The sequence below is a fragment of the Armatimonadota bacterium genome, from assembly GCA_020354555.1.
Lineage (GTDB): Bacteria > Armatimonadota > Hebobacteria.
On the sequence record CP070648.1, the window covers coordinates 4,573,597 to 4,586,247 of the forward strand.

Annotated in this window: 10 protein-coding genes; 2 read left to right on the forward strand and 8 right to left on the reverse strand. The window is 67.2% G+C overall.

The window, feature by feature from the left end:
• From JSV65_18780 to JSV65_18810, 7 genes are all read right to left on the reverse strand, one after another.
• Window positions 1-1,920 (reverse strand): hypothetical protein (locus JSV65_18780; protein UCH34539.1); only part of this gene is annotated, 1,920 nt, incomplete at its 3' end.
• Between the two features lie 54 nt (window positions 1,921-1,974).
• Window positions 1,975-3,207: an SGNH/GDSL hydrolase family protein gene (locus tag JSV65_18785; protein ID UCH34540.1), complete on the reverse strand. Its 1,233-nt coding sequence runs from the start codon at window positions 3,205-3,207 to the stop codon at window positions 1,975-1,977.
• A 456-nt stretch (window positions 3,208-3,663) separates the two neighbouring features.
• Window positions 3,664-4,275, reverse strand: a complete 612-nt coding sequence (locus tag JSV65_18790; GenBank protein ID UCH34541.1) for a hypothetical protein — start codon at window positions 4,273-4,275, stop codon at window positions 3,664-3,666.
• Window positions 4,276-4,689, reverse strand: coding sequence for a response regulator (locus JSV65_18795; protein UCH34542.1), 414 nt, complete (start codon window positions 4,687-4,689; stop codon window positions 4,276-4,278).
• Entirely contained in the window at window positions 4,667-5,746 is a 1,080-nt protein-coding gene (locus tag JSV65_18800) for a HAMP domain-containing protein (GenBank protein ID UCH34543.1), read from the reverse strand. Before JSV65_18800 ends, JSV65_18795 begins: the two co-directional genes overlap by 23 nt.
• A 300-nt stretch (window positions 5,747-6,046) precedes the next feature.
• Complete coding sequence (gene galT, locus JSV65_18805) at window positions 6,047-7,081, reverse strand: galactose-1-phosphate uridylyltransferase (GenBank protein UCH34544.1); 1,035 nt, start codon at window positions 7,079-7,081, stop codon at window positions 6,047-6,049.
• 24 nt (window positions 7,082-7,105) lie between these two features.
• Window positions 7,106-8,287 (reverse strand): glycosyltransferase, encoded by a 1,182-nt coding sequence (locus JSV65_18810; protein ID UCH34545.1) that lies wholly within the window; start codon window positions 8,285-8,287, stop codon window positions 7,106-7,108.
• A gap of 609 nt (window positions 8,288-8,896) precedes the next feature.
• Here JSV65_18810 and JSV65_18815 point away from each other — a divergent pair.
• A complete protein-coding gene (locus JSV65_18815; GenBank protein ID UCH34546.1) occupies window positions 8,897-10,177 on the forward strand; it encodes a site-specific DNA-methyltransferase in 1,281 nt (426 codons plus the stop codon).
• A gap of 251 nt (window positions 10,178-10,428) precedes the next feature.
• Here the strand turns inward: JSV65_18815 and JSV65_18820 are convergent, their stop codons facing one another.
• Window positions 10,429-10,824: a hypothetical protein gene (locus JSV65_18820; GenBank protein ID UCH34547.1), complete on the reverse strand. Its 396-nt coding sequence runs from the start codon at window positions 10,822-10,824 to the stop codon at window positions 10,429-10,431.
• A 154-nt stretch (window positions 10,825-10,978) separates the two neighbouring features.
• On the opposite strand from JSV65_18820, the gene JSV65_18825 reads away from it, so the two are divergent.
• On the forward strand, window positions 10,979-11,662 hold the full coding sequence (locus JSV65_18825; GenBank protein ID UCH34548.1) for a response regulator transcription factor: 684 nt from the start codon (window positions 10,979-10,981) through the stop codon (window positions 11,660-11,662).
• Window positions 11,663-12,651 lie beyond the last annotated feature (989 nt).

Consider the following 12,651-nt stretch of genomic DNA (forward strand, 5'->3'; position numbering starts at 1 on the left):
GTTATCGTATCGAGGATAGCCGCCGAGTTCGATCTTCTCCCCGTCGCGCAGGAAATCGCCCTCCCACCCGAACTGAAGACGGCCCTGTGACGGCGAGTCATAGGTCACGGTCAGTTCGCCGAACTCGAGGGACGCCCCGCAAATTCTCTCCACGAAACGCGCGAAATCGCCGCACTTCCCCCGAGACCCGAGTTCGCAGATATACATGTTCTGCCGGCCCGCCACGATCATCTCGCGGTTCTGATCCTCGCCCGCCGCCGTCTGCCACTGATAGGGATGCTGCGAGCGCAGCGCGAGGTACCCGTCGCCCTCGCGCGCGAACACCCAACCGTCCCGCTCGATGACCTCGTCGAACTGGTCGCGCGGCAGCCACGCGTGGGTGAAGTCGAGCGTCTCGGGGACATAAAGGCCCGGCTGGTCAACCGCGTTGTACACCACGATCGCGACGTTCTCGCGCTGGGCCACGCGTGGCAACCACCCCGAGCCGGTCCAATAGTTCGGCGATTCCCCCGTGTACTTCGCGGGATGCGTGGTGAAGCACACCGCGTCCGCGCCCAGCGTCGCCTGCCAGATGTGCTGCTGGTCGCCGCCGTACCCGACGCGGTAATCCTGCGCCGAACTCAGCATGTACTCCGGCGTCTTGTACGTGTACACGTTGACCTCGTCGCGCAAGTTGCGGCACACGTCGTGTTCGTACATCCTCGCGAGTTGCGGCAGCATGCCGGCGGCGCGCGCCTGCTCCAGCACCTGGCGCTGCGCGGCGAACGGCGCGAAGAATGAATTCTCCCACCAGTTGAAGGCGTCCAGCATGTCAACGAACAGCTCGATCATCAGGGGATGCGCGTAGGCCTCCAGGCTCAGCCACACCATCCCGTCCTCGAAGTTGCTGAACCCCAGCCCCCAGCGCTCGGCCTCCTCGAGCTTGATGCCGATACGCTGGCGGTTAATCGTCTCCGGCCGCTTGACGTCGTTGGCGATCTCGTAGATGACCTGCGGCATCCGATAGTGCGGGCTCAGCGCGAGGCACGTCGCGCTCATGCTGCTCGACCCGAGCGTGCCCATGCCGAACAGAAGCCATGCCGCATTCGTCGTGCTCTCCCGGTCGGCCCACTTCTTATGATTCTCGTAACTGCGGCCGTGAGTGCTGCCGAACACCCCGCGATAGCTGTTCAACGCGATGTCCAACAGCAGCAGGTCGGTGACCATCGCTGCCCGCAGCGCGATCTCCTCATCCGCGCACAGATCAGCCAGGCTCAGCAGCGCCGCCAGGTCCTCGTCGTAATAGACGTTCGAGAACCACTCGCTGAAGCCCGTCCGGTAGCGCAGATCCAGCCAGCGCATGACGCGCGGGCGATGCGCCGCCATCATCTCAGTGCCGGTGCGGCCCGAGTTGGTGAAAATCGCGTCGGGGTAGAGCTGCCCCGCGAGGTACCCGCCGGCGCTGAACAGGATGTGGTGATTCTCCGACCACGTGCACATCGAATCAACGCCCGGCTCGTCGGGCCAGTACTTGAAGTCCAACACCGACTGCCGCGCGCGCGCCAGCAGTTCCGGGCTGACGCGCGGGCTCTCGGCGTGCCAGTACAGCAGCCGCAGAATGGCATGCAGCCCGAAGTCGGCGCAGTCCCACCGCTTGTCCATCTGGTTCAGCTCCGCCCCGATCGCGCCCTCGTTCGGCGCGCGGTTGGTTGCCAGGCGCGTGAGTTCCACGTACGCTTCATGAGCGGGACCCGTTGCGTACTGTTCGATCAACTGCTGCCGTCGAGCGGCAAGCTCGTCGTCATACGACTTGGCCGCCGCCGCCGGCCGCGAGGTCAGTGCCATCGCCAGTACCGCGCAGGCCGCCACTCCCGCAATGCCCCAGCGCAGCGCGCCGGCCGACCGCGTCCGGCAAGCACTTCGAGCAGGCGCCGTATCCATTGGTTCGCACTCCTCTCGCGCGTGATCGTGATCTCCGCCGACCACCCGGCTCGCTCAGAACAGCTCCATCAGCGCGTCAACGAACATCCGGTGCCCGCGGTCATCGGGGTGGTTGATGCAGTTCACCAGCAGCGTCTCGTAGGGAATGCCGACCGCGCGCAGTGCCGCCCAGCGCGCCGAGGCATCAGCAAGGCCCACCTTCTCCTCGGCGGCCACTTTCCTCAGCGCTGCCAGCGCGACGTCGAAGTTCCCCATCCACTCCGGCCAGATGTGGTGCGGGGTGCAGATGACCACCTCCGCCCCCGCCGCACGGATGCGCGCGATCAGCTCGCGGTAGTTAGCGCGAATCTTCTCCGCCGGCCAGCCCATGTCGTTGACGAACTCGATGACGACGAGCTGCGGATGGTGCGCGAGCACGTCGCGGTTCAACCGCTCCAGGCCGAAGTCGGAATTGCTGCCGCCGACGCCGGCATTCACCAGGTCGATGTTCGCCCGCGGATAGCGCTTGCGCAGTGTTGACGCAAAGAGCTGCGGGAATGCCAGCTCCGCCTTGCTTGCTTCGCCCCCGGCGGTCACGCTGTCGCCGAGCGCGACGATGGTCACCTTGCCCCCGGCGGCCAGCAGCTTGCGCGTCGCCGCCGTGCCGGAGCGGTCGGGCTTGGGGAACGTCGGGGTCAGCCCGACGGGGTAGATGTCGTCCGCAGCAACGGCGGTGATCCCGGGGCGCACCCAGATGTTCGACAGCGCCCGGTACCCTGTCGCCGCGCCCGCCGGACGAGGGCAGACCACCGCTGGTTTGCCCCGCCGGATGCTCGGCACACCCCCGCCGGCCAACTGCACGGTGTCGAGCCGTGACAGACAGTACGCGTAATCGAGGTACACCGTCGCGCCCCGCGGAATGCGTCCGGTCGCGACCCGCCCGATCGCCGCCCATCGTTCATCGAGCAGGTAATCCTTGTCAACCCTGTACTCCGGCCCGCCCGGCGCGGAACGCACCACCACAGACCCCGGCACGACCGCGCCCACCGTGACCGAACCCGTGGGGTTGACCAGCGCCGGCAGCCGCGTCCCGGCTGCCCACTGGTTCGGCGCATCGTCGCCGATGACCACCTGTGCGCCCAAGACACGCACGACCCGCGGCGGCGCCACCCGCAGCGTCCGCAGCACGGTGTCACCTTCCACCACCTCCACCATCATCGACGGCGGATCAGTGGGCTGCACCATCGGCGCGGCACACGCCATCTGGGCCGCCAGGACGAGAACCACAACACAGACCAGCGCTGTCACAGACATACCTCCGCGAGCACGAAGCAGTGAGCGGCAAGCAAGCCCATCTTGGCGATGATGATGCACTCCAGCTTTGCGCTTCCTGCTTCGTGGGTGAGCCCGAATCTCTGGGATGCCGTGGAGATGATCTCCTCTACCTGCCAGGGAGAGGACGAAGGTGAGGGTGACACGGTAGCGCGGCGCAATACCCGAAGGCCTTCACCCTCTCCCGGCCTCCCCCTACAAAGGGGAGGGGTCAACCCGGCCCGCTCTTGCGCCCTGCCCCTTTTGGAGTGCGGTGGTTCACCACCGCTTTCACCCCGCCTCCGTGGCCCGGCAAAGCGGCGATAAATCGCCGCATTCCATAATGCCCGCAACTGTTCACCCACGCATCACGCACGCCGCCACCGACAGGTAGCTGTCCCGATCCCCACGTAAGGGCCGCGCCCCTGCTTCCCGCTTCCTGCTTCCTGCTCCCTATTCCTCGCTTCCTGCTTCCAGCTCCTCGTCGACCTCTTCCTCCGCTGCCTTCTCGCGCAGCAGCTCCTTTGCCCACCCCGCGCGCGCGGTCGGCGGCGCGCTCTTGCGCCGGTCCCCGCCCGAGGCTGCGGCGGGCGCCTCCTCGCCGGATAACTCCTTGCGCCAGCGCGCCTTCCAGCGCCGCTGCGCGCGCGCCGCCGCCTTGATCTGCTCGTAGTCAATGCCCGCCGCCGCCAGCGCCGCGGCCCAGCTTCCGAAGTAGGACTTCTTCACCGCCGCCGCGCACAGCGGCTGATACTTCCGTTCCATCACCCCCCAACTCAGATCCTCCCCCGCCTCGTGCAGGCGGCGAATCTCCGCGACGATCTTCTCCCGCGACCACTTGCGGATGCGCTCGCTGCGCCGCCGGCGCCCGCGCTGCCGCACCTTCTCGTAGTCAACCCCTGCCGCCTCCACCGCCGCGGCCCAGTTGCCGTAGTACCGTTCCGCCGCACTCACCAACGCTCCGTGCTCCTCCCCGACCTGGCTCGGCGTCAGATCGGATCCGGAGTGCCGCAACTCCTGAATACGCTTCACAATCAGCTCCCGCGACCATTGCCGGTGCGGCATCTAGCTCCCCCCCTCCTGCGCGCCCGGCTGCTCCGGCTCGTCCCCGGCCGACGCGCGCTCCACCACCGCCCGCAGCTCCGCCAGCTTGAACGGCTTCACGAGGTAATCGAATGCCCCCTGTCGCATCGCCTGCACCGCTGTGTCCACCGTCGGGTACGCGGTCATGATGACCATGCGCGTGCCCCGCTGCTGGAGGCGCTCGTGCTCGAGCAGTTCCAGCCCGTCCATCCGCCGCATCTTCAGATCCACCAGCACCAGATCGTACCGCTCCTCGTCCAGCCGTGGCAGCGCATCGTACGCCGACGGCACAATCTCCACCCGGTGCCCCTCTGCTTCCAGCACCGACTGCAGCACCCCCAGCAGCGCCTTGTCGTCGTCAACGATCAGGACGCTAATGCCCTGCTTCGCCGTCATCGCCCTCCACCTCCGGCAGTCGAATCAGGAAGCTCGTGCCCCGGCCCGAGTGCGGCTCTCCCAACGCCGGGCTGTAGACGTAGATCTCCCCCCGGTGCATCTTGATCAGGTGATATGCGATGGCGAGACCGAGCCCCGTGCCCTCGCCGACCTCCTTGGTCGAGAAGAACGGGTCGAAGATGCGCCGTACCGTGTCCGCCGTAATGCCCGGCCCGGTGTCGCTGAGAACGATCTCCACTTCGTCGCCGCGGTGCCGCACCGCCACCGACAGCTCGCCCTTATCGCCCATCGCATCCACCGCATTGCTCACGATATTGGCGAACGCCTGGCGCAATCTGTCGGCGTCCATCGGCACCTTCGGCAAGTGCGTCTCGTAGTGGCGAGACACCCGTATCTTGTGGACGTCAACCGGCGCCAGGGCTTCCTCGATCACATCGCGCACATCCCGCGGCTCGACCTCGAAACGCTCGGAGTAATCGAAGCTCAACAGTTGTCCCACGATCTGCGAGATGCGTCCCGCCTGTTCGCCCACCGCTCGCGCGAGGTCGCGCTCTTTGTCGTTGGCGCCCGATTCGAGCAGGCTCTCTGCGGCGACCGAGATGCTCGTCAGCGGGTTGTTGATCTCATGCGCCACGCCCGCCGCGAGCAGCCCGATCGAGGCCAGCTTCTCGCTCTGCGCCAATTGCTCTTGCGCCCGCGCCAACTCGCGATTCTTGGCCTCGATCTGCTCCACCATCTGGTTGAACCGCTCGCGCAGCCGCCCGATCTCGTCGTGCGCCACCACGCGCGCGCGCGCCGACAGGTCGCCCCGCTCCACCTTGCCCATCGTCCGCATCAGCCGCATGATCGGATAGTACACCGCCGCGTGGACGATGACCGCGATCGCCACCCCCACCAGCACCAGCGCCCCGATCTGCGTCGCCAGGATCACCGCCAGCCCCCGCCCCGGCATGCCGATGACCACATACGTGCTCATGCCGAACGCCACGAGCAGAATCAGGCTCACCGGCAGGATCACCTTCCATTTCACGCTCAGCGAGGTGATGAGGTTGAACATTTCGTCGCCGCCGCACCGAACGGTCTCGCTGACGTATTCGGCGGTGCGGATGTGCAAACCTCTGGCGGCATGTCGCCGCCGCGCGCGCTCGCGGGGGGCGGAAGCGCGCCGACCGCGACGCCGCGGGAGACATGAAGTCGGGGCTCCGGAGCGCGGCTCTGCTGCGCCGTCGAGGGGAGCAGCACCGAAGGAGCCTGCTCAACGGGGAGGGGCGAAACGAGAAAACGGCCCGCTCTCGCGGGCCGTGGACTGCCGAGTCTTATCGCAAACCTGCACGCCGGCGCGCCGCGTCCGGAGGCCTCAGAAATGCCCTTCTTCCGCCGCGGTGCCGCCGCACGCTGCCTCGTCCTCAGCGCCCTCGCGCAGGAACTTCGCGCAGTCCTCCGGCCGCGAGGCGTTGATGACGAGCCCGGTGGCGTGCTCGAATCCGCCGAGGGTGGTGAGGCACGGGCGGACGTGCCAATCCCAGTGGAATGCTCCCGCGAGCCGCCCTTCCTCGCGCAGCGGGGCGGAGTGGAGGAACGCATTGTACGGCGGGTCGTCGAGCTTCTCGTAGATGCGCCGATTGGCCTCGCGCATCGCCGCGGCGAAGGAATCCACCTCGTGGTCGGTCATGTCGGCGAAGCCGGCCATGTGGCGCAGCGGCGCCACCGACAGCTCGAACGGGAAAGCCGACGCGTACGGCATGAAACATGCGAAGTGCTCGTTGCGGAAGACCAGCCGGTCGCCGCAGTCGGCCTCGTGCTCGATGACCTGGCACGTGATGCACTTGCCGGTCCGCTTGTAGCGGCGCAGCGCATTGCTGCATTCGCGGCGGATCGCCTTGGGCACCATCGGCAGCGCGAAGATCTGCGAGTGCGGGTGCTCGAGCGTCGCTCCTGAGCCGTGGCCCTGATTGGTGATGATGGTAATGTAGCGCAGGTGCTCCAGTTCGCTCAGCGCCCGGTAGCGATCCACATACGCGCGCGCCACGCGCTGCATCTGCGGCACCGCCAGCATCGCCGCGTGCGCCGCGTGATCCCGCGACAGCACCAGCACCTCGTGCCGCCCGCTGCCGCGAACCACGCGGTAGATCTCCTCGCAGTTCACGCACGGCTTGCCGTCGAGGGTGAAGGCCGGATACTTGTTCTCGAATACCCGCACCTGCCACTCGGCTTCGCCGTCATCCCCGAGGTAGTGCACCGTCGGCGGCGTCATGTGCTCGCGCCCGGGACAGAACGGGCACTCGATGGCGTCGCGGCGCATCCGGTTCGCGAACCCGTCGGGCCGCTTCGCCCGCGCCGTCGCCACCACCACCCATTCGTCCGTTACCGGGTTATATCTCAACTCCGACATCGAACGCTCCGCCGCTTGCTCGCTTCACGCCGTCGCCGCCGCCCGCGACACTGCCTCGGCGTAGATCGCGTCGTATCGCTGCGCCACGCGCTCCCACGAGATGACCTCGTGCACGTAGCGCGCTACGTCGCGCCGCATACGCTGGCGCAGTTCGTCGTCATTCATGATCTCGACCACGCGCTCCGCCATCACCGCCATGTCCGCATCCGCGTCATCGGTAAACGGTATCAGCGCCTGGTTCGCGTCGCGGCAGAACGCGCCGAGCCCTTCGAGGTCGCGCGCCAGACACGGCGTGTGCGCCGCTGCCGTGTGCGCCAGCACCCCGGACTGGCTCGCGTCCTTGTACGGCGCCACCAGCAGGTCCGCCGCCGCCAGGCTCGCCATGAATTCCTCCGGCGTGAACACCTTGCTGATCACGCGCACCGTGTCCGGATACTTCGCGCCCGCCACCACGCGCTGCAGGTTCTCGTAGTACGCCCGCTGCTCCGGCACCCGGATGCCGCCCACCGCCGCCAGCAGCGTGTCCTTATCCTTCAGCCGCGGGTAAATGTCATCCCAGCGCGCGATTAGGTACTCGTGCCCCTTGTTGTCGGCGAAGAAGCCGTTCAACATCACCACCGGGCGGTCGCCGAACCCGAGGCTGTCGCGCCCCATCCGCCGCAGCTCCGCAACGCGCTCCGGCGTCAGCTCTTCCGCGCCGTGCTCGACGTAGCGCACGTGCTCGGGCACGTATCCGAGGTTGTCCTTGAGCCGCTCGACCTGGTACGCCGCATGGGCAACCGAGACCGTCGTCAGTGGAATCAGCTCCGCGTAGTGCTTGCGATGCTCCGGCCGCATGCGACCGATCAGCGTGTGATACGTCACCACCACCGGAACGCCGCGCTCGCGCAGCCCCGTCACCAGCGCCACGATCTTCTCGCCGTTCTCATGCGCGTTGGCCTGGTACAGGCCGAACTCGTGCTGCACGTGCACGACGTCCGGCCGCACCCGCTCGGCGATGTAGCCCGCCGCCTTCGCCGGCCACTGCCCGTCCGCCAGCTCAATGATCGGGTGCACCCCGTCCTGCCCGTCGTGGCGCCCGTCATCGTCATGGCAGACGATCTCGAATGCATGCCCCAACCGGCTGATGGCATCGCTCTGCTCCGTGAAGTACGTCGCGATGCCGCACGCCCGCGGCGGCCAGCTCGATATCCCGCAAACCTTCATCGTGTGCCCCTACCGGGGCCTCCCGCCAGCGCTCCGGCCTGCCTCCAAACAGCCCGGAAAATGAGGCCCCTAACCCATTTAGATTTTACCCAGCGGCCCCCCCCTGGCAACGCTCTGCCGGCCCTTCTCCGAGGCGTCCCGACGGCGCCTTCTCACGCCGCACTTGACCCGCTTAACTAATTCCACATACACGCACCCCAACGGAGTAGCAAAAGGGGTGTGCACTGTGGTGAAAGGGGGACACCAGGCGAGGCCGACGTGGGCCGCAGCGGAGTTACCGCAATGCCGAGTGAACTGCTACATCGTGATGTGACCGCTGGGTGTCGGCATCCTATCTCAGACGCATTATGATGTTCCTACCGCGCGGACGCCAGGGTTAAACCAAGCCCCACAAAATCCTTGCGGGAAAACTCTTGTCGGCGCGGCGAACGCTTTCGAGGCGGGCGTGCGGTTTGTGCAGCTTGCCCAACATGCCTTGTCGGACTGGCGGCCAGCGATGTCCCTCTTACGCGCCAAGGCGCGCGCCTCTCCCAATCCAGGTATCCGCAGCGCCCTCGCTCGCGCAACTCCTCACGCTCGCGTCGCAGGTCCTCCCGCCGCGCACAGAGAATGATGAGGTGGTTTCGCACGAGGGTGCCGCCCGTGGCCAAACGACGGAAACTCGCGCTCGCCAATCCCGACTATTCCGGGACGCCGTTTACCGACTTCGCCTCGGTCACGCCGGACACCCCGCTCACATCCCTTGACCTCAACTGGCGCGAGAAAGACCTGCCCGAGCGCGAGCGGACCAAGCACGTCCACCGCCTCCATCCCTATCTCGGCAAGTTCGTCCCTCAGCTCGCCGAGATATTCCTCCGCAAGTTCCGGCCCGCGGTCGTGTGCGATCCCTTCGTCGGCTCCGGCACCACCCTCGTCGAAGCCAATGCGTTGGGCATCGCGTCGGTAGGTGTGGACGTCTCGCCTTTCAACTGCCTCATCGCCAAGGCCAAGACTGACCGCTGCGACCTGACGCGACTGGAAGCCGAAGTCCGCGACACGCTCCACCGCGTCGAGAGCGCCCCCGACGCCGGCTTCGCCGAACGCGGCGGACCGACGCCGGAAACGGCACCCGACTATCTGCGCGAATGGTATGACCCCGGCGCCCTCGCGCCGCTGCTCGCATTCCTTCGCCTCATTCCGCGCTGCGAGCACCAGGATCTGCTCAAGGTCATCCTCTGCCGCGCCGCGCGTTCCGCCCGACTGACGCGGCATGACGAGCTGGACTTCCCCAAGGCGCCGCAGCGCGAGCCGTATCACTGCCACAAGCACAAGCGCGTCTGCCCGCCGACCACCGATGCGATGAAGTTCCTGCGCCGCTACGCCCGCGACACCCTCCGCCGCGTCGCGCAGTTCGACGCCCTCCGTACCGACGCGCCCGTCATCATCCTCTGCGCCGACGCGCGCGACGTCGCGCTGCCCGCCTGCGACATGGTCTTCACCTCGCCGCCGTACGTCGGCCTCATTGACTATCACGAGCAGCACCGCTACGCCTACGAGCTGCTGTCGCTGCTCGACGAGCCGTTTGCCTCCGTGGGGTGGCACGGCTCGGACCTGCGGGGGAACGAAGAGCGGGAGATCGGCGCGGCGCACAACGGCGCGAGCCGCGAAGCGCGGCGGGAATACGTCGAGGGGATCGAGGGGGCACTGAGGAATGTCGCGCGCGCGCTGAACCCCGGCGGGCGCGTGTGCATCGTCGTCGGCGACCGCCACGGGTTATACGACGGCCTGACCGCGCGCCTGGGATTCAGCGAAGAAGTCGTCCTTCACCGTCACGTCAATCGCCGCACCGGCCGTCGCCGCGCCGACTTCTACGAATCGGTCCTGGTGTGGCGAGCATCGCATCCCCAGTAGTCGCGGAAGCATCCTCGCCTGCGTACCGCGCGTGCCGCGCCCGCGCCGCAACGGCCGCGCGCGGGACACGATTGCGTAGGGGCGGCCCCCGCTCGTCGGGCTTCACGGCCCCAGCTTCGCCGGGCGACGTCGCCTCTGCGGCCGCCCTGGCCCCAATCACAGCGAGAGCGTCACCCCCCACAACGCAGGAGCCCGCCCCCGTCGCGGGGGCGGGCTCCGCAGGCCCTATCCGTGGAGATCGAGCAGAATGGTCAGTTGCTCGCGGGCGTTGCCAACTCCGTGCGTACGAACTGGCCCACGGCCGCCCGCAGGCGGTCGAGTTCTTTCGACGCCTTGTCGGGATGCCAGGCCCAGCAATCCTCACATATGTCAAAACCCAGGCGCAGGCCGGCGCACAGGTCGTAGGCGCTCTGCCGCAGGCGCTCCGCCTCGATCACCGCCGCGCGGCCGCCTTCCGCGTTCCGCCGCTCGCGCGCCTCGCGCCGGGCAGACACGATTTCCCTGGCTAACAGCAGCGCGAGGAGCCCCGTCGCCAGCGCCACCACCGGCGACCCTATCGGCTCCTCGGCATGAACGTGCAACTGCCACCACATGGTGGCCCCTACCACACTGTACACGACTACATGCTCCGCGATCCGCAGCATCAAGGCGGTCCTCCGTGAACTGCTTCGACGCCTCAATCATAACACCACCCCCCGCCCGCGCCAATTCTCTTTTCGCCCTAATTTCCGCCGCGAAATGTGGAATACAGACGGTACGATAGTGCTAAGACTTTCGGCCAATGGCCGCGTGGAGGCAACTATGGCGAAGCAGGTCAACACCAAGGTCACCAAGCAGAAGCCCATCCGCATCCTCATCGCCGACGACTACCACTTCTACCGCTACGGCCTGCGCGTCTTCCTCGAGGAGCAGCCCGACCTCAGCGTTGTCGGCGAAGCCGGTTCCTCGGAAGACACCCTGTCCTCCGTCGAGGAACTCAAGCCGCACGTCGTGCTGCTCGACCTCGACCTCCCCTCCGAGGGCGGCTTGCACGTCCTGCGTCAGATCAACGCGCGCACTCCTCAGACCAAAGTCATCATCCTCACCGGCCTCGATGACGAGCTGTGCCTCGCCGATGCCATCGAAAGCGGCGCCTCCGGCTATGTCCTCAAGGACGCCGAGCCCCCGCTCATCCTCAGCGCCGTGCGCAGCGTCGGCAGAGGCGGCACCTGGCTCCAGCGCGAGATGACCGGCAAGCTCTTCGAGGACTTCACCCGCCTCACTCGCGCCCGCCGCGAAGCCCCCGACCGCCTCCTCACCTCGCGCGAAGTCGAAGTCCTCTCCCTCGTCGCACAGGGTCATCGCAACGCCCAAATCGCCGACAAGCTCTTCATCAGCGAGCGCACCGTCAAGGTGCACATCACCAATCTCTTCCGCAAGCTCGGCCTCAACGACCGCGTCCAGGCCACGAGATACGCCATCCGCCACCGCCTCGTCCGCGCGTGATGGGCGCGCCCCCGGCGCTCGCATACTCCTCCCCCTTCCAGGGGGAGGCCGGGTGAGGGTGGTGCGGCCTCGTCGCGCACCCGCCGGGGAAGCTGACCATCACCCGCTTCGCCCCATAGCCCGCGCATTCACGCCGGAGCCCTCCGCTCCTGTGCGCCGCCCCTTCTGGAGTGCGGTGGTTCACCACCGCTTTCACTCGCCAGGGGACTGCTACGTGTTGACACAGGTTTCGCCGCCGGACTCCGCATTGCGTGACGCAGACACGGCAGCGACAACGCACGCCGCCAGTGACAGGTAGCTGTCCCCATCTCCCGCCCGCCCCCGGCGAACCGGCCTCTCCCTGAGAGGGGGAGGCATCCGCCCCGCTGCCCTCGCGCGCGGCTCCCTTTTGGAGTGCGGTGGTTCACCACCGCTTTCACTCCTTCTCCGGCGTCCGGCAAAGCGGCGATCAATCGCCGCACTCCATAATGGCCGGCGGCGGAGACCCGGCGCCCTGTGATACCAACCTCTTGCGGTCACAGCTCCGCCCGCCGTTGCGCCCGCGCCCCGCTCCTGCTAGAATTGCGTTAGAGGCGAAGTCGAAGGGCCTGCCCTGAATCCGCAGATCGGAACATGCTCGTGTCCACGTCCCGGACCCGCCGCCGCGGCCTCTCGTTCGCAGCGAGGGCGATCCTCGCCGCCGCAGTCCACAGCGCGCATGCGGCGCCGCGTCGAGCGGGCGACCGAGGGCTGTACTGCAGGAAAAGGTGGCGGCAGGCGTTTTCGTCTTTAACATCTAGATCATCGTCTCGACCGGGTTTTTGCGTTCTACGGAGTCCAGACCCCACTCTTGGAAATGGAGGTGTCCATGGCTGTCCTCGACTCCATAAGCGTGGCGACAGAAGAAGCGGGGATCATCACTCGTGCGAGGAGTTCCGTCAGTTACCCCTTGATCCGCCGAGAGGGGATCTTCTGGAAGGGAGGCACGGAGGGGCGCTCTCTACAGTTGA

What these genes read in the sequence shown, in the direction of transcription:
- JSV65_18790 (UCH34541.1), bottom strand. Translation starts at nt 4,275, where the DNA reads ATGCCGCACCGGCAATGGTCGCGGGAGCTGATTGTGAAGCGTATTCAG.
- JSV65_18795 (UCH34542.1), bottom strand. Translation starts at nt 4,689, where the DNA reads ATGACGGCGAAGCAGGGCATTAGCGTCCTGATCGTTGACGACGACAAG.
- JSV65_18800 (UCH34543.1), bottom strand. Translation starts at nt 5,746, where the DNA reads ATGTTCAACCTCATCACCTCGCTGAGCGTGAAATGGAAGGTGATCCTG.
- galT (UCH34544.1), bottom strand. Translation starts at nt 7,081, where the DNA reads ATGTCGGAGTTGAGATATAACCCGGTAACGGACGAATGGGTGGTGGTG.
- JSV65_18810 (UCH34545.1), bottom strand. Translation starts at nt 8,287, where the DNA reads ATGAAGGTTTGCGGGATATCGAGCTGGCCGCCGCGGGCGTGCGGCATC.
- JSV65_18815 (UCH34546.1), top strand. Translation starts at nt 8,897, where the DNA reads ATGATGAGGTGGTTTCGCACGAGGGTGCCGCCCGTGGCCAAACGACGG.
- JSV65_18825 (UCH34548.1), top strand. Translation starts at nt 10,979, where the DNA reads ATGGCGAAGCAGGTCAACACCAAGGTCACCAAGCAGAAGCCCATCCGC.